At 53.5% G+C, this 18,505-nt stretch carries 12 protein-coding genes; 9 read left to right on the top strand and 3 right to left on the bottom strand.

The window, feature by feature from the left end; all coding sequences use genetic code 11:
• Positions 1–166 precede the first annotated feature (166 nt).
• Genes RIC19_RS20960 through RIC19_RS20950 form a run of 3 tightly spaced genes read left to right on the top strand, consistent with a single transcriptional unit; the run spans position 167 to position 4,890 of the window.
• A complete protein-coding gene (locus tag RIC19_RS20960) occupies positions 167–1,210 on the top strand; it encodes a LacI family DNA-binding transcriptional regulator (protein ID WP_350180325.1) in 1,044 nt (347 codons plus the stop codon).
• Between the two features lie 57 nt (positions 1,211–1,267).
• On the top strand, positions 1,268–3,364 hold the full coding sequence (locus tag RIC19_RS20955; protein ID WP_350180324.1) for a beta-galactosidase: 2,097 nt from the start codon (positions 1,268–1,270) through the stop codon (positions 3,362–3,364).
• Between the two features lie 5 nt (positions 3,365–3,369).
• Positions 3,370–4,890: an endo-1,4-beta-xylanase gene (locus tag RIC19_RS20950; protein WP_350180323.1), complete on the top strand. Its 1,521-nt coding sequence runs from the start codon at positions 3,370–3,372 to the stop codon at positions 4,888–4,890.
• 9 nt (positions 4,891–4,899) lie between these two features.
• On the opposite strand, the gene RIC19_RS20945 is transcribed toward RIC19_RS20950, so the two are convergent.
• The 3 genes from RIC19_RS20945 to RIC19_RS20935 are packed head-to-tail and all read right to left on the bottom strand — an operon-like array spanning position 4,900 to position 8,563.
• On the bottom strand, positions 4,900–5,691 hold the full coding sequence (locus RIC19_RS20945; RefSeq protein ID WP_350180322.1) for a gluconate 5-dehydrogenase: 792 nt from the start codon (positions 5,689–5,691) through the stop codon (positions 4,900–4,902).
• 6 nt (positions 5,692–5,697) lie between these two features.
• Positions 5,698–6,540 carry a 5-dehydro-4-deoxy-D-glucuronate isomerase gene (gene kduI, locus RIC19_RS20940; RefSeq protein WP_350180321.1) on the bottom strand — a complete coding sequence of 281 codons (843 nt, stop codon included), beginning with the start codon at positions 6,538–6,540 and terminating at the stop codon, positions 5,698–5,700.
• Positions 6,541–6,544: 4 nt separating this feature from the next.
• Entirely contained in the window at positions 6,545–8,563 is a 2,019-nt protein-coding gene (locus RIC19_RS20935) for a sialate O-acetylesterase (RefSeq protein WP_350180320.1), read from the bottom strand.
• A gap of 162 nt (positions 8,564–8,725) precedes the next feature.
• Here RIC19_RS20935 and RIC19_RS20930 point away from each other — a divergent pair, with 162 nt between their 5' ends.
• Genes RIC19_RS20930 through RIC19_RS20905 form a run of 6 tightly spaced genes read left to right on the top strand, consistent with a single transcriptional unit; the run spans position 8,726 to position 18,505 of the window.
• Positions 8,726–9,850, top strand: a complete 1,125-nt coding sequence (locus RIC19_RS20930) for a hypothetical protein (protein WP_350180319.1) — start codon at positions 8,726–8,728, stop codon at positions 9,848–9,850.
• A 4-nt stretch (positions 9,851–9,854) separates the two neighbouring features.
• Positions 9,855–12,044 (top strand): glycoside hydrolase family 3 C-terminal domain-containing protein, encoded by a 2,190-nt coding sequence (locus RIC19_RS20925; protein WP_350180318.1) that lies wholly within the window; start codon positions 9,855–9,857, stop codon positions 12,042–12,044.
• A gap of 4 nt (positions 12,045–12,048) precedes the next feature.
• On the top strand, positions 12,049–13,635 hold the full coding sequence (locus RIC19_RS20920; RefSeq protein ID WP_350180317.1) for an arylsulfatase: 1,587 nt from the start codon (positions 12,049–12,051) through the stop codon (positions 13,633–13,635).
• Positions 13,635–15,002, top strand: a complete 1,368-nt coding sequence (locus RIC19_RS20915; protein ID WP_350180316.1) for a sulfatase — start codon at positions 13,635–13,637, stop codon at positions 15,000–15,002. Before RIC19_RS20920 ends, RIC19_RS20915 begins: the two co-directional genes overlap by 1 nt.
• 5 nt (positions 15,003–15,007) lie before the next feature.
• Complete coding sequence (locus RIC19_RS20910) at positions 15,008–17,050, top strand: FAD-dependent oxidoreductase (protein WP_350180315.1); 2,043 nt, start codon at positions 15,008–15,010, stop codon at positions 17,048–17,050.
• A gap of 60 nt (positions 17,051–17,110) precedes the next feature.
• Positions 17,111–18,505, top strand: a complete 1,395-nt coding sequence (locus tag RIC19_RS20905; RefSeq protein WP_350180314.1) for a sulfatase family protein — start codon at positions 17,111–17,113, stop codon at positions 18,503–18,505.

Here is an 18,505-nt window from a genome sequence, read left to right as displayed (position 1 = left end):
CACGAATAAAGCCAATGGTGCGCAAGCGCTTGTTTTCTACATTAGAAAAAATCAGCTATTTTTACTGAGCCATACTTACAAAAGCATATTTTAAGAATCGTACAATTAGATACAGCCCGGATTAAAGAAATTCATCGATGGAGCATACGTTCTAAAAGACGGCCAAATGAAGAAAAAAACCAGGATCAATATTTATGATGTAGCAGCGGAAGTTGGCGTATCGATTTCTACTGTTTCCCGCGCCCTTAATGATGATGCCAGAATCAGCCCCAAGACCAAAGCCAAAGTAAAGGCTGCAGCGATGAAGCTTGGTTTTCAAAAAAATGCACTGGCAACCAGCCTCTCCACAAATCAGACTAAGGTTATCGGCGTAATTGTGCCCCAGCTCAACCGGGAATTCCTTTCGTCTCTCGTACACAACATTGAAGAGGCCGCTTTCGAAAAGGGCTACTCCGTGATCGTTTGCCAAACCAACAACTCCTACGAGCGGGAAAAAACGTACATGGATACCCTTATTGCGAGCCGGGTGGCAGGCATTGTGGCCACCCTTTCCCTAGAAACGGAATCCTTTGAGCATTTTGAGAAAGCAAGAGAACAAGGCATTAAAGTGGTTCTGGTAGACCGGGTGACAACTTCTCTAAAAGGGACGACCAAAATTGTCATCGATGACTATCGGACTGCATTTGAAGGGACGCGGCACCTTATTGATCAGGGGTATACTCAGATCGCCTATGTCTCAGGCCCAACTAAACAATTGTTGTACGCTGACCGATTAAGAGGGTTCCAACAAGCCATGAAAGAGGCCGGGCTGCCGGTAAAGCAGGAATGGATTAAATACGGCTCCAATCTTTCCTTTGCGGATGGTACCCGAATTGCAGATGAGCTTCTGAAGCTTAAAGAACGCCCCAATGCTATCTTTACCGCCAACAACCTAACGGCTATCAGTACCATTGCGCACGCTGAAGAACTGGGCATCAAAGTGCCTGAACAGCTAGGTGTGATTGGATTCTCAGAGGAGCCTTTCTCAGCATTCATGAAGCCTTCCGTCACCTCTATCCGGCAGCCCAGTAAAGCAATGGGGCAACTGGCGGTGCAAAAGCTAATCGAAGAAATCAATTCTGATCAGAACGGCAGCTACATCCACCAAAAAGTGGTGCTTGATACAGAATTAATCTGCCGGGACTCTACCCGGCTCCGAAAGTCCGGTTAAGTCTACTGGTTACGGAGCACAGCTAAAAGCCTCCTTTGCGAAAAGGAATATTTGCCAATGCTCAAATTCAATTCACTCCTACTGAGCCTGCTCTTTACCGGGCTCCCCTTATTACTCTGCGCCCAGGAAACTGATGACCAGGCCATTCCTGCAGATAAAATTTACTACGGTGCCTCCTACTACCCGGAAACCTGGCCCCGGGAAAGCGTATCAGAGGACATCCGCCACATGAAGGAACTTTCCATGAACGTGGTCCGTATGGCTGAATTCTCCTGGTCAAAAATGGAGCCCCGGGAAGGGGAATATGACTTCGAATGGCTGCGCAGCATCATGGACGAACTGCATGAGAATGGTATCTCCGTCATCCTCGGCACCCCTACCGCTACCCCACCCGCCTGGCTGTGGGAAAAGCACCCGGAGATCGGGCAGCTCGACGAAGACGGCCGCCGGAAGTACCATGGTGCCCGCAAAAGCTACGACTACAACAATCAGGTGTACCAGCACTACGTAGTCCGTATCGTTACCGAAATGGCCAAAGCGCTCGGCAGCCACCCGGCGCTCATCGGGTGGCAAACCGACAATGAGCTAAGTATGAAGCCTGACTACAGTCAGTCTACAAAGGTGCTCTTCCAAAACTGGCTGCGCGAAAAGTACGGTACCATTGAAAACCTCAACCAAATCTGGGCCACCGACCTGTGGAGCCAAACCTATCAGCGGTTTGATCAGATCCCCTTACCTCGTGACTGGACCTGGCACCATCCCAGCCTGCAACTGGAATGGAAGCGCTTCCAGTCCGAATCCGTAGTTCACTTCCAGGCCCTTCAGCTAGCGGCCATCCGTAAGTATTCTGACCGTCCGGTCACCCATGACTCTATGCCCGGGCAAACGACCAATTACGAAAACTTATTTGAAGACCTCGACTACATGGCCGTCAACAACTACCACAGTTTCGAGGCCTACGACCGGGTACTGAGCAACTACGACCGCATGCGGGGCTATAAAAAAGGCATGCACTGGCTCTTCGAAACCGCCCCCAACAACTCTGGTGGTGGCGCCAAAGGTAACACCTGGTTCCTCCACCAACCCGACGGCAGTATGCATGCTGCCCTGTGGATGAACTATGCCCTCGGCGGACAGGGCGCTATCTTCTGGCTATGGCGGCAGCACCGGGCCGGGCAGGAGATGCCACACGGCTCCATCCTCAATGCCTGGGGCAAACCGGTTGCCAATTACGACGATTTGAAGCAACTGGGGGCTGACCTGCAAAAAAGCAGCGACTTTCTCCTGAACACGCCCGTTGCACCGGCTGAAATAGGCATTTTCTACGATCACGAAGCAGATATGGGCCTCCGCATTGAGCAATACGCTAACGACCTGAGGTATTATACCGATTGGACGTATCGCTTTTACCTTGCGTTGCAGGATCAGCACCTGCACCGGGACGTACTCATGCCCGGCGCCGACCTTGAGGGCTATAAATTGCTCTACCTTCCGCTGCTGCCTATGATTTCCGATGACCTCCGCGCCCGCCTCAAAACCTGGGTGGAAAATGGCGGTACGCTTATCCTCGGGCCCATGACTGGCTACCGAACGGAATACTGGACGGCTTTCACCGATCATGCCATGGGTGATCTTGCCGATTGGTCGGGTATCGAAGTCGACAGCCGCATTCCAATCGGAACCAAACTGCGCCCAGCCGAAATTCCACTGAAGATGGCTTACAACAGCCCTCTGGACTTACCGGAAGGGCAAGCCGGGCTTTGGTCCGAAGCCTTATCCTCCGAGGATGGCCAGGTCATTGCCACCTACCTTAACGGTATGCATGCCAAAGAAGCCGCCATCATCGAGAATACGGTGGGCAAGGGCAAGGTCGTTCTGATGGGGACCGATCCCGGCCGGGAGCATCTGGGGCAATTGCTGCATCACTACGCTAAGGAACAAGGCATTGAGCCACTGGCCGAAGGAGATGCCGGACCACTCGTTGTGCACAGAAAAGGCAGCAAACAGGAAGGTTTTATCCTCGATAATATCACTGCTGAGCCCAAAACTATAGAACTGCCCAAAGGCAAATATACCGATATCCTGACCGGCAAACCCTACAGCGAAGAACAGGAACTGGCGCCCTATGAGGTCAGAGTCTTGAAAAGAAAATAACACCCATGCCACTGAACCGCCGATCATTTGTCAGACAATTATCCCGTATCGGGCTGGGGGCTGCCACACTGGGAGCCCCTCTGCCCGCTATGGCATCCAACCATCGTCAGGAATACGGGCCAGCCTTTTTCCAACACCCTTCCAAAAGCGCGCTGGAACGGGCACGGGCCAATATCGATCAAATACGTAAACGGCCGGTCACGCTGACCTTCCTAGACCGCTGGGGGCAGCCCCTGACCAACCGAAAGGTGGACATTACGCAATTACAGCATCAGTTCTTGTTTGGCGACAACAACTGGGCGATGAGCAATATGTTCCGGGCAGGACAAAGCCAGGAAACCCGACTGGAATACTACCGGAAACGCTTTAAAGACGTCTTCAACAGCCTGAACACCACCGTCTACTGGACGGAGCGCCCCCGGACTTATGGCACCAAAACGATGGACTTTCAGGGCGACCTGAAACTGGAAAGCTTTGAGGAATCCGTCAACTGGGCGAATGCCAATGGGCTAACGGCCAAAGGGCACCCCCTGTTTTGGTCTATCCCGAAAGCCGTGCCGGAATGGGCAAAGAAATATGACCCGGAGACTTTTATGAAGTTTGTGGAGGTCCGGGTGCGTAACCTGACGGCCCGCTACGATGGGAAGGTGAAACTATGGGATGTGGTTAATGAAGCCCTCTGGGAGCCTGCCCCAAAGAACCTGCCCAACCGGACCTGGCCCTATACCGAAAGCATGGACAACCTTGTGGACTACATTTCCAAAGTAATCCGCTGGGGCCGGGAAGAATCGCCCGGAGCAAAATTCGTCATCAACGACTATGGCATTGGAGTGGTCAACAAACCGGGGCTGCTGGATCAGCACGGAGAAGCTGTCACCACTCAGCGCCAACGCCAACGCTACCTTGAGTTGGTTAAACGACTTCAGGATGCTGGTCATTCGCCCAATACCTTGGGCCTTCAAAGCCATACCGGCTGGCTGAACCCATCGGAGCAAACCGAGTTGTATGATCAGATGGCCGCTGCCGGGCTGCCCCTTAGCATAACAGAGTTTTGGGCCCATACCAAAAGCCTGATGCCCGGTGGACAGGAAGAAAAAATCCTGTCCTCTGAAGAGTGGCGCTCGCTGGGCGAAACAAAAATACAGGAAGATGTAACGGAAGAGGAAGCGGAGTCCCTACGCGATCAGTACGTTATGGACTACCTGACGGTAGCATTCGGGCACCCCGCAGTGGAGTCCTTTTACTTTTGGGGGTTTATGGGCATGTCTATAACTTTCTACCCTAAAGCAGGTTCGGCTCATACCTTAAAGCCCCTGTACGAAAAGGTACGCCAGCGCATACACGAAGACTGGACAACCCGGACTACAGCTACCACCAATGAGCAGGGGCAGGTCACTTTCCGTGGCTTCTGCGGCCGTTACCTCGCTCAGCTGGAATCCCAACCCGCCCAAACGAAAATCGGGCACCCATTTGCAGTGGACGAAGCTGCGCCGGATACCCGATTGGTTTTTAAAACAGTTCTTTAAAAGCTTAGTCTAAGCCTCGTTAGCGGGCCGGCCGATGGTCGCCAAAATGCCGCCATCTACGTAAATCACCTGACCGTTGATAAAATCGCTGGCCGGGGCTGCGAGGAAAACGGCAGTGCCGGCCAGGTCTTCCGGATCGCCCCATCGCCCGGCAGGCGTACGCTGAATGATAAAATCATTGAATGGATGCCCGTCTACCCGGATGGGCGCCGTTTGGCTCGTCGCAAAGTAGCCCGGCCCGATGCCATTCACCTGAATATTGTGCTTTGCCCATTCGGTTGCCATATTTTGCGTAAGCATTTTCAAGCCGCCCTTGGCTGCCGCGTAGGCTCCCACGGTGCTACGCCCGAGCTCGCTCATCATGGAGCAGATGTTGATGATCTTGCCCGAACCGCGCTCCATCATGCCTTTCACGACGTGCTTCGACATGATAAACACGCCTGTCAGATCGGTACGAATGACCTGATCCCATTCCTCTACGCTCATCTCAACGAGCGGGATGCGTTTGATGATCCCGGCGTTATTGACGAGAATATCGATAGGGCCTACTTCCGATTCGATTTTGGCAACGCTATCCATTACCGCCGCCTCCTGCGTCACATCAAACAGGTAGCCGTGCGCTGTGATGCCCTCTGCCCGGTAGGCTTCCAGGGCTTTGTCAATCTTTTCCTGAGAAGAATGCCCGTTGATCACCAATGTAGCGCCGGCCTGACCGAGCCCCATAGCCATCGCCATGCCGAGCCCGTGGGTGCCACCGGTAATCAGAGCAACCTTTCCTGTCAAATCAAATAATTGGTTCATGTATCTTTATTTCAAATCTGTAATTGCGCATTTGTCCATGTCGCCGTAGTCTAGGTTTTCACCGGCCATACCCCAGATAAAAGTGTAGTTGGTAGTGCCTGAACCGGCATGGATAGACCAGGGCGGGGAGATGGCCGCTTCTTCGTTCTGCAGCCAAAGATGGCGGGTTTCTGTGGGTTCACCGAGGAAGTGGCAGGCAGCCTGATCTTCGGGCAGCTCAAAGTACAGATACACTTCCATGCGGCGATCATGAGTATGGGCCGGCATGGTATTCCAGACACTACCGGTTTTCAGCTGCGTCATGCCCATCTGCAATTGGCATACTTCCACCACGCTATTGACGATCAGCTTGCGGATGACCCGGTGGTTGGCGGTTTCCAGAGAGCCCAGCTCCACTACTTCGGCATCCGCTTCCGTGATTTTCTTAGTGGGGTAAGCATGGTGTGCCGGGGTAGAATTCAGGTAAAAATGCGCAGGTTTTGCAGCATCACTGCTTTTGAAAACCACTTCTTTATTACCACGCCCCACGTAGAGGGCTTCCCGGTATCCCAGTTCATAATCCGTGCCATCCACCGAGACGGTGCCTGTACCGCCAATATTGATGATGCCCAGCTCCCGGCGCTCCAGGAAATAGTCGGCCTTCAGCGGATCAATGGTTTCAAGCTTTAGCGGCTTGCCTGTTGGGACCGCGCCGCCGGCAATAAACCGGTCGTAGTGCAGATAATTGAGCTGCACGGTACCATCCTCCATGATTGGGGTAAGCAAAAAGTCCTCCCTGAGCCGTTGGGTATCGTATGCCTTAAAATCTCTGGGGTTGGTCGCATAGTAGGATCTAAAATGAGTACTCATGGTCTTATTGTGGTTTAAAAGTTTTGTCTATGGTAATACCCGGCCAATCGTCGGTCCGAAATGGTAGGGCAGGCAGGCCTTCCTGATTATACAAATTTGCATTGTGCGGATTATCGGCCCATGCGTATCTTACGGCCACGGGTTCTTCAACATCCGGGCAGTGCACAATGACCTTATCGCCGGCAATCCTGGCCTGTGCCCAATGAAACACCTTGTCAGCTCCTGCAATGGAGAACCCTTTAAGAATACCCTCCTTATCCATTACTGTTAATCCGGAACCGATGCCGGAGAAGGAGAGCGTAACTTCCTTCCCGCCGAATACAGCAGACTCAAAAACGGGCCCGGTATGTGTTACAGCTCTGCCATAAGCCACTTTTAAAGCCGCCAGGGCCAGCCGGTGCCCAACCTCTTGTTTATTTCGTGGATGGATATCATCCGCTTCGCCTATATCGATTGCCGTGGCCATTCCTGAGTTTGGAAGCTTTAAGGCTAAACTTTGAGCTTCCCTTAGTTCCGCCCATTCACTGTCTCCGGGCTTGTCTTTTGGTGCCCGGAAATTCGCCAGTTGTACCCAGAAGAAAGGGAATTCCTGACCCCATTGTTTGCGCCAGTCGGTGATCATGTTCGGGAACAATTTCCGGTATTCATAAGCCCGGCTGGCATTGGATTCGCCCTGATACCAAATTGCGCCTTTAATGGGTAGCCTGATAAAGGGATGGATCATGGCATTGTAAAGCATAGAAGGGTAGTCATTCGGCTTTATGGGAGCTACTCCAGCCGGAGGGTCAGGAATGACTGTGTCTAATTCTTCCGCAGCCTTGTATTTCCAGTCAACAGTCAGGCTCAAATCACTTTCCAGAACCTCATAACGACTTTGGGACAGGCCAAACTTATCTTTGCGTTCTTCTACCAATCCTCCATGCCCACTTTTATGCAGTATTTTTACAGCAATCGTATTCGTCCCTAATTCATTAAACAAACTGGCAGATACGGGGTAAGACCTCCATGATTTAACATCGCTGGTCCGGCCTATTGATCGCTCGTTGATCCAAACCTCATCAAAGTCATCAATGTAGCCCAGCCGCAAAAACAAGTCTTTTCCTCTTAATGCTTCCGGCATGGTGAAGGTCTTTCGGAACCAAATCACGCCGTCAAAATCCCCTAATCCAACGGTTTGCAGGTCCCTTGGAAGATCAATTTCATCCCATTCCGCATCATCCAACCCAGCGGATGGCCAGCGATTGTCTTCTCCCTGATTGTATTTTTCGAAGTACGCCTCCTCCCACTGCCTGAGCGCTGTTTTTTGTTCTTCCTCCAGTTCTTCAATCGTCCGCGGCTGGTTTTTCATATACTGCACCCTGGAGTATATATCAGGAAACGCTTTAAGGCCTGGGCCGCTGGTCCAGGTTTCTACATTTGTTCCGCCCCAGTTTGTGCTTATCAACCCGATTGGCACCCCTTCCTCGTAATGAATCTCACGCCCGAAAAAGAAAGCGACTGCAGAAAAAGTAGCGACATGCTCCCCTACTGCTTTTTTCCAGGTGGCTTTTTCCTTGAAAAACTCCAGCGGGGTAAAGGACCGTTGCCGGGGAAGGTCGAAAAGGCGAACCTCGGGATAATTAGATCCTTCTATTTCTGCCTCAGCGTTGTTCGAACGGCTGACCGGCCATTCCATATTGGACTGCCCCGAACAAATCCACACATCTCCAATCAAAATATCCTCAACAGTGATGGTTTCTTTCCTATTGCTTACCTGTAAAGTATGCGGCCCGCCGGCACTCAGGGGTGCGTCCTCGAATGTCCACTGCCCGGACCGGCCGGCTTTTATCTCTGAGGCCTTCCCCTGCCACTTTACAATAATGGTACTACCGGGTGCAGCCTTGCCCCATATTCTGATATCGGTGTCCCGTTGCAACACCATTCCGTCCGAGAAGAAAGCAGGCAGGATAAGCTGACCGAAAAGCCCAACCGGTTGTAGGCAGGAAAAAATAGCGAAAAACAATAGTAGTCTAAGCAGATTCATAGGCGCAGTATATGGTAATCTTAGTTGGGGGAGTATAGTATAATAAGGTTGTAACCTATCTTCCGGGGCTCAATATAAATCCCCGTAGCGGAAGGCGCTTTTCGGGGTTACAAAAAGGTTTGGCTGCACACATCAAAACAGAGACCAACAATACCAAAAAAAATGAAAAAATGGCTTTTGGGCATCAGCCTGGCAATGCTTACCCTGGGCTGCGGCAATCCAGGTACTGAAGAGGCAAAGGAAGAGCCGGTAGCAGGGGGCACGCCAATCACACTGAGCAACGATCAGCTTCAGGTTACCATTGATGCCTACGGTGGGGCGTTCACCCAAATTGTCCATAGTGAACAACCGGTCAACCCACTGACCTGGGGCGTCACCGCCGAACAAATGCCTGAAAACAATAAATCCGGGGCTCCATTTCAGGGGCACTTTCTTTGTCTGGGCCGTTGGGGGCAGCCTTCCGAAGGTGAAATGGCTGCTGGTATACCGCATAACGGAGAGCCTGCTAATAGCCTTTGGTCCATCAGTCAGCAAACCGAAACAGCGGTTGAAATGAGCGCCGGAGCCCCTCTGGATGGTATGGTCGTCGCACGTTCCGTCTCCCTTCTGCCCAATGCGCCTGTATTCAGGGTGAGCGAAAGTTTCACCAATACCTTTTCGTTAAGCCGTCCGACCAATGTAGTTCAACATATCACCCTGGGCCCGCCTTTCCTGTCTCCGGCCATGACCGTGCACACCAATGCCACCCACGGGTTCAACCAAAAATTTACCCTGCCTGACCCCCACCGCCTGGTCTATGAGTGGCCGCAGGGCGTTGCCGACACCACCGGCAGGGTTATTGATATGCGCCGGACGGATGAGGAAGAAAATTACGTCACCACCCATCTTTTTCCAGACACCGCCACCTACGGCTGGGTCGCTGCCCTGCAGCCCGAACAGGGGCTGATCCTGGGCTACATCTGGCGCCTGTCTGAGTACCCCTGGATCAACATCTGGAACCACTACGCTGATGGGAAACCTGCCGCCAAAGGCCTGGAATTCGGCACCACCGGCATCGGGGCACCCTACGAACAGCTGATTATGCAAGACACCCGATTCCGGGGCCAACTCTCTTTTGAATACATCGATGCCGGGGAAACGTTGGAGAAATCCTTCGCTGGCTTTATGCTGCCGGCTCCAAATTCTACCGATATTGATGGCATCGAAGTTAAAGATGATCAAATCATTCTTTACCTTAAAGGCGCTGCTGGTTCAGCGAATACGATTACCCTACCCAATCCACTTTAGCACCATGAAAAAATACCTGCTCCTTACGGCTACACTGACGATACTGCTCCAAATGCCCATACTGGCGCAGAACTACCCCTTTCTCAATCCCGACCTTGATATAAAAGAACGCCTGGACGATGCGGTCGGCAGGCTCACCCTGGAAGAAAAGGTGTTGCAGCTTCAGCACGATGCACCGGCGATCCCGCGTCTGAGCATCCCCGCCTACAATTGGTGGAATGAAGCCCTGCATGGTGTTGCCCGCAACGGGAAAGCCACAGTCTTCCCCCAAGCTATTGGCATGGCGGCGACTTTCAACGAAGACCTGATTTATCAGGTAGCGGATGCGATTTCTGATGAAGCACGGGCCAAATACAACGCCGCTCTACAGCGCGGCATTCGGGCCCAATACGCCGGCCTCACCTTTTGGTCGCCCAACATCAATATTTTCAGGGACCCCCGCTGGGGCCGGGGGCAGGAAACCTACGGCGAGGACCCTTATCTGTCGGGCCTGCTCGGTAGTGCTTTCGTACGAGGCTTGCAGGGCAACAACCCGCAGTACCTCAAAACGGCCGCCTGTGCCAAGCACTACGCTGTTCATTCCGGACCGGAGGCACTGCGCCACTCTTTTGATGCCATACCTTCCCGCAGAGATTTCCGGGAGACCTACCTGCCAGCCTTTCAAAGCCTGGTGGAAGAAGCCAAAGTGGAAGCCGTCATGTGTGCCTACAACCGCGTGTACGGCGAGCCCTGCTGTGGCAGCCCCGAACTGATTCAGGAAATTCTGCGGGAGGAGTGGGGGTTCAAAGGGCACATGGTATCTGACTGCGGTGCCCTGACCGACTTCCACAGTGGGCATAACATTACCAAAGACGTCGTGGAATCGGCTGCGCTCGCCCTGGAAGCTGGTGTTGATGTCAACTGCGGCGGCACCTATGCCAAAGGGCTGCAACAAGCCGTCGAGCGGGGGCTCGTTACCGAAGACCTGGTGGACCAAACCCTCAAAACCCTCTGGCGCACCCGGTTCAGGCTCGGCCTTTTCGATCCGGCGGGCAGCAACCCTTTTGATGAGATTTCCCCGGAAGTCGTCAACAGCCCCGAGCACCGTGCGCTTTCCCGTGAGGCCGCGCGTCAGTCCATGGTCCTGCTAAAAAACGACGGAATTCTGCCGCTTTCCCGCAACCTGGAGAGCATCGCTGTAGTTGGCCCACACGCAGCAAGCACAGACATACTGCTGGCGAATTACTACGGCGTGACCAGTAATGCCGTAACCGTACTGGAAGGCATCACCAATAAAATCGGTATAGGCACCAAGGTATTTTATAAATACGGGGTCCGCCCCTATCAGGATAACGCCAACCCCGTAGACTGGGTCACCGGCAGCGCCATGAGCCTTGATGCCGTGGTAGCCGTCATGGGCATTTCCGGCTTGATCGAAGGGGAAGAAGGGGAATCCATTGCCTCCGCCCACAAAGGCGACCGGACTGAGCTGGGGCTCCCTGCTAATCAAATTGAGTTCTTGAAAACCCTCCGCAGCCGGGGAGATACCCCAATCATCCTGGTAGTAACTGGTGGCAGCCCTGTCTCTCTGGCGGAAGTCGAAGACCTCGTGGATGCCATACTTTGGGTGTGGTACCCGGGTGAGGAAGGCGGCTCAGCTGTGGCAGATTTGATCTTTGGAGAGGCCTCTCCCTCAGGGCGATTGCCTATCACTTTCCCCAAATCGCTGGACCAACTCCCACCCTACGAAGACTACGGTATGGCCGGGCGTACCTACCGCTATATGAAAGCAGAACCCCTGTACCCATTCGGCTATGGGCTGAGCTATACGACCTTTGAATACGAGTCCATCTCTGCTGGCTCCACAAATCTGAGCAGTGGAGAACGCACCACCATTTCTGCTACCGTAAGTAACACCGGGCAAACCGGTGCCGAAGAAGTCGTGCAGCTCTATGCCAGCTGGCCGGAAGCCGGTGACGCCGCCCCGCTGTTTGACCTCAAAGGTGTGAAAAGAGTCTACCTCGCGCCCGGACAAACCAAGACCGTACAATTTGAGGTGAAAGCCAGTGACCTGCAGCTTTACGATGAATCGGGTAAAGCCTATTTGCCTGAGGGCCCGGTACAGCTCTATGCTAGTGGTGCAGTACCTACAGCGCGTTCAAAAGCGCTTGGCATACCTGCCCCGGTCAGCCTGACCCTAAACCTGAAAAAGTAAGTTCATGCAGTTGTACCGGTTCACCCTCATCCTATTAAGCCTTTGGTTGCTGATGGGTTGCGCACAAAATTCAAAGGAAACGGAGGTAAACGACCGCCCGAACATCCTGCTCATCATGGCCGATGACATGGGGTATTCCGATCTGGGATGGTTTGGATCCCGCATCCGTACACCCAACCTGGACCGGCTGGCGGAAGACGGGATTATGTTTTCACAGTTTTACAATACTTCCCGTTGCTGCCCCAGCCGGGCGGCACTGCTGACCGGACTGTATCAGCATCAGGCAGGCGTGGGCGAAATGACCAGCGATTTTCAGCTGCCGGCGTACAGGGGCCGGTTGAATGACCAATGTGCTACCTTAGCTGAACTACTGCAACCCGCCGGTTACCAAACGTTTATGTCTGGCAAGTGGCACCTGGGCAGCGCACCGGAAAATTGGCCTAACAAGCGGGGTTTCGACCAGTTCTACGGCATCCCGGAGGGTGGAGGCGTGTATTTCTACCCTTTCCACAAAAAGCGGCACGTCGTGCTCAATGACAGCATCCTTGAGCCGGACAGCTCCTACTATACCACCCATGCCTTCAACGAATACGCTGTGCGCTTTGTGGATCAGGCCTTAGCTAAGGAGGCTCCGTTTTTCCTTTACCTGGCACATATTGCCCCGCACTTCCCGCTTCAGGCGCCCCGCTCTGCTTATGAAAAATACATTGGCCAGTTCAAGCTTGGCCTGGGAGCCCACCGGCAAAACCGGTTGAAGGTAATGCAGGAAAAGGGCATTTTGCCTCAACACCTCGAACTAAGCCCACCGGATGAACAAGTGCCTGACTGGTCTGCCCTATCGGATGCCCAAAAGGACAGCCTCGACCTCAAAATGGCCATTTATGCCGCTCAGCTCGAAATCCTGGATGAGGGCGTAGGGCAAATCATCGCCAAACTGGAAGAAAAGGGTGCACTGGACAATACGCTCATCCTCTTCCTGTCAGATAACGGCGGCAGCCACGAGGAAACCGGGCTCTGGGGCAGCTATAGCAAGCTCAAAGGCCCGGTCGGCGGCCCTGGTTCCTATGAATCGCTGGGCCGCGCATGGGCCAACGTCAGCAATACGCCCTTCCGGATGTACAAGCACTGGGTGCACGAAGGCGGGATCTCCTCGCCACTCATTGCCCATTACCCAAAGCTCATTCCGGAGCCCGGCATCGACACGCAGGTGGTTCATATAATGGACATCGTGCCCACCTGCCTGGAGCTGGCGCAGGTGCCTTATCCGGACAGCCTGAGGGGCAATGCCCTGACCCCATTACAAGGCAAAAGCTTTGTGAACCTGCTGCGGGGAGAAAACCGGGAAGGACACGAAACGCTCTTCTGGGAACACCGCGGCAACCGTGCCGTAAGAAAAGGCCCCTGGAAACTAGTCTCTGCTTACCCGGACGATCAGTGGGCGTTGTACCACATCCCCGAGGACCGGACTGAGCAAAATGATTTGAGCAGCCGATATCCGGAAAAGGTGGAGGAACTCCAAGCCGATTATCGTAAATGGGCCAATCAGGTGGACGTGGTGCACCGCCGTGAACTGGAAAAAATGGGTTACTGATGCAAATACATTGGATTTGGATAGGGTGTCTTGCCCTTTTTACAATTACGGGGTGTCAGTCCCCTGCCGACCAATCGAAGCCACCCAACATCGTCTTCATCCTGGCTGATGACCTGGGCTGGAGCCAATTAGGCTGTTACGGTGGAGCCGCTTACCGTACCCCAAATATCAATCAGCTGGCTGCCGAGGGTATGCGTTTCACACAAGCGTATGCGGCAGCGGCGGTCTGTTCCCCTACCCGGGCAGCCATTATGAGCGGGCAATACCCGGCACGGCTGCACCTGACGGACTTCCTGAAGGGAGAGGCTTTCCCGGACAGCCTGCTGGAGCAGCCGGACTGGCAGAAGTTCCTCCCGCTGGAGGTGCAGACCCTTGCCGAAACCCTCCGCCAATCGGGCTACCGCACCGCTCACTTTGGTAAATGGCACTTAAGCAAAGACAAGCGTCCTCCGGTGAGTACAAGCCACAATCCCTTGCAACAGGGCTTCGACGAGCAACTGATCACCTACAAGCCGGGGGCAGAGACCGATGCCGAAGCCGATCCGCATAATGTAGACACCATTACCACCCGGGCAATGGAATTTCTGCAGCGCAACCGCGACAGCACCTTTTTCCTCTACCTCAGCCATAACGCCATTCATGACCCAATCATGGAAAGTGCAGAGCGGGTGCAGCGCTTTGCCAGAGATAGTACGCAGGAAAGGCATGGCGTAGATCCCGTAATCGCAGCAATGACCGAGCGCCTGGATGATGGCGTAGGGAAAGTCCTCCGCACCCTTGATGACCTGAGGCTGGAGGAAGAGACGCTGGTGATTTTCTACTCTGACAACGGTGGCAAGTCCACGTATGCCGATCAGGCCCCTTTCCGGGCGGGCAAAGGCTGGCTGTACGAAGGGGGCATCCGCGTGCCGCTCATTTTGCGCTGGCCTGGCAAGATTGCTGAAGGCCATACTACTGATGAGCTGATGACTTCAATGGATCTGTATCCTACTCTGGCGGCGATAGCCCAAGCCCCGGTTGACCACCTGGAACTGGACGGACAAAACCTGCTTCCTTTGCTAAGAGGGGCGACTGATAGCCTGGAATCCCGGCCACTTTTCTGGCACTACCCCCACTATCATCGGGGCTCCGGCATGCGCCCGGCAAGTGCGGTCCGAAGTGGCCGCTACAAGCTGGTCGAGTGGCACCAAAAGGCACTACTCGAACAGGCAGGAGCGCTTGAATTGTATGATCTGGGGCACGATCCGGGCGAATCCCACAATTTGGCAGACTCACTCCCGGAAATCAAAGATCAGCTTTATACCCAACTTAAAAACTGGCGGACAGAAGTGGATGCTCAGATGCCTTCCGTTCGCCAAAAACGATAGATGATATGCCAAAAAGATACGCTTTTCTCCTTTTACTTTCCCTTGCTCTTTTTGTTGGCTGCGAAGAGCCCGCAAATACCAATGCCTATGATTATGACATCTGCGTATACGGTGGTTCTTCGGCGGGTGTCATAGCAGCCTATGCAGCGGCCAAAATGGGCAAAAGTGTTCTGTTAATTGCTCCGGACCGCCATTTAGGCGGGCTAAGTTCCGGCGGGCTGGGCGCCACAGACATTGGCAACAAGTATGCCGTAACCGGGCTGAGCCGGGATTTCTACCGCCGTTTAGGGGACGAATATGACCGGATGGAAGCCTGGACGTTTGAGCCACACAAAGCAGAAAAAGTTTTCCAGGATTATATCCGGGAGGTAAATGTGGAAGTCTGGTATGAACACCGCTTGACTAAACTGAGTAAAAAAGGTACCGAAATCCAGGAAATTACCGTGGAAGACGCCGGTAAAACAGATTTTCCAACGCGGACCGTGAAAGCGCGTCAGTTTATCGATGCCACCTACGTAGGGGACCTACTGGCTATGGCCGGCGTTTCCCACACCACCGGCCGGGAGCCCAACAGCCTTTATGGTGAGACCCTTAACGGCGTCCAACTACTGGATGACAACCAATTCCCGCCCAACAGCAAGGAAACCATCTTTGTGGATCCTTACCGCATCGAAGGCGATTCTACAAGCGGGCTATGTTGGGGCATCAGCCCCGAAGCGGTAGCAGAACAAGGCTCGGGCGATAAAAAAATACAAGCGTACAACTACCGGCTATGCCTGACACAGGACACGACCAATCAGGTGCCCTTCGAGCGCCCTGCTGATTACGACTCTACAAAGTATGAATTATTAAGGCGCCTCATACAGGCCAGGGATGGCATCGGCTGGCAACAAAAGCTAGGCTGGTTCTACCTGCGCATTGTGCACATGCCGAATGGAAAAACGGATGTCAATAATAAAGGCCCCTTTTCCACAGATATGATCGGCGCGAATTACGATTATCCGGAGGGCAGCTACGAGCAACGGACGGTCATCGAATCGGAACATGAGGCTTACATCCGGGGGCTGTTGTACTTCCTCAGCAACGATCCAGGCATAACTCCTGAAATTCGGTCGGAAATGAGTGCCTGGGGCTGGGCCAAAGATGAATTCACTGACAACAACTACTTCCCCTACAAGCTTTATATCCGGGAAGCCCGCCGTATGATTAGCGAATATGTGATGACCGAGCACCACTGCCGGGGAGACAGCATTGCACCGGGTGCGATTGGCATGGCCGCCTACAATATGGATTCCCACAATTGTCAGCGCGTAGTGGTTTATGAGAATGGCAAAGCCATGGTACGCAATGAAGGAGATGTGCAGGTGGGAGGCTTCCCGCCCTACCCCATTGCCTACCATGCTCTAACCCCCAAACAGGAAGAGTGCACCAATCTGTTGGTCCCGGTTTGCCTGTCTGCTTCCCATATTGCCTACGGTTCTATCCGTATGGAGCCGGTCTTTATGGTACTGGGTCAAACAGCAGCTGTGGCCGCATCAATGGCTATCGATCAGCGAAGCAGCGTACAGGAAATCGACATTCCAAAACTGCAAAAAAAGCTTGAAGAAGACCCTTTCCTGGACGGCACCCTGCCCGATATCCTTTCCGATAATGAAGATGAAGGGCGGGCCGCAATTACCGGGGATTGGGAGCAGCATAACCTGGGCGGCCGTTACAAAAAATATGCCCTGATTACGAATAATGAGGTAACAGGGGCCTCCGCTGAATTTATACTGCCGGTGGAACGGAGCGGGCGCTACAAAGTCGCCTACTACATCCCGCAACCGATGAAGCCTGCCCCCTGGGCGGACAGCATCCACATCCAAACCACTTATGGGGAGAAAAAAGCAAGGGAAACCTTCAGCCTGAGCGAGCGCGACCGGGAATGGCTGGAACTGCCCTACCGCGACTTTAGCGCAGGCGACACCGTAAAAGTCAGGGTACAAACCCATGGCAAGCCCGGCTGGATACCTGCTGATGCCGTTTTGCTAATAGCCGAAAAAAACTAAGCGGACATACCCGGCCACTGCCCGCATTTCTTTAAATTAAGGCTTTTCAAATTTACGCCTATGCCAAATTCACGCTCGACAGTTCTTTGCTTCCTGGTGACGGTTGGGGCATTACTGTCCTTCTCCGCTTTTACCGGCGAAACCCCACCGGAAAAGCCCAATGTGGTTTTAATTTTCACCGATGACCTGGGCTACGGCGACCTGGGCTGCTACGGTAATACAGTCATCCGGACACCGAACCTGGACCAAATGGCCGCGAAAGGGGCCCGCTTTACGGAGTTTTACTCTATCTCTCCAGTCTGCAGCCCTTCCCGGGCGGGCCTGCTCACCGGACGACACCCCATCCGCATGGGTATACAGTCGGTGTTCTTCCCGGAAAGCTGGACCGGCATGGCACCGGAGGAAATCACCTTGGCAGAGGCCCTAAAAGAGCAGGGCTACGCTACAAGCTGCGTAGGCAAATGGCACCTCGGGCATCACCACCGCTACCTACCGTTACAGCAAGGATTTGACGAATACTTTGGCATTCCGTACAGCAATGATATGGAGGCTGTAGTCTACCTCGATAGCAATGAAGTAGTGGAAGACGAAGTGGATCAGCGTTATACGACACGTACCTACACTGAAAAGGCACTGGACTTCATTGACCGGAAGGCAGGATCGCCCTTTTTCCTGTACGTGGCCCACTCTATGCCGCATGTACCTCTGTATGCCTCTGAAGACTTCGAAGGGAAGAGCCCCCGGGGCTTGTACGGTGATGTGGTTGAGGAAATCGACTGGAGCGTGGGGCAAATCCTGAACAAACTAAAGGAGGAAGGGCTGGATGAAGAAACCATCGTCATTTTCACCAGCGACAATGGTCCGTGGCTTGCCTTTGGCCCCAACGGAGGCTCCGCCGGACCGCTTCGGGAGGGCAAACAATTCACCTTCGAAGGCGGCATGCGCGTACCGGGCATCATACAGTGGAAAGGGCAGGTTGCCCCAATGGAAAGCGAGGAGCTGGTTAGTACGATTGACCTCTTCCCTACCCTGGTCACACTGGCGGGCGGTACGCTTCCTGACGACCGCCCGATAGACGGGCAGGATATATCTGCACACCTTTTGAAGAAAAAGCCGCTTGGTGAACGCACCCTGGCTTATTACTATAATGGTGAACTCCGGGCCTTCCGAAAGGGAGACTGGAAAATAAAAATGCCCTATCCCGGTAATGAATTTAAGCCCTGGCGTGCTGGCGTACCTGCTCACGACACGCTGCTTTTCAATCTCAAAACGGACAGAAGCGAAAAAAACAACCTCTTGCCGAAGCATCCGGAAAAAGTAGCGGAGCTGCTTCAGGCGATGGAAAATTTCCAGACTTCCCTGGGAACCCTTCCACCGGTATTAAAGGTGAGCGCCCCGGCAGACAATATCCACTATGACCGGCAGAACGAGTGGCTCAACCAACAAAAGCAATAA

This window comes from Phaeodactylibacter sp. (genome assembly GCF_040219495.1).
Taxonomy (GTDB): domain Bacteria; phylum Bacteroidota; class Bacteroidia; order Chitinophagales; family Saprospiraceae; genus Phaeodactylibacter.
Note: the sequence above shows the minus strand (reverse complement) of the source record. Positions and strands in the feature narration are given on the sequence as shown.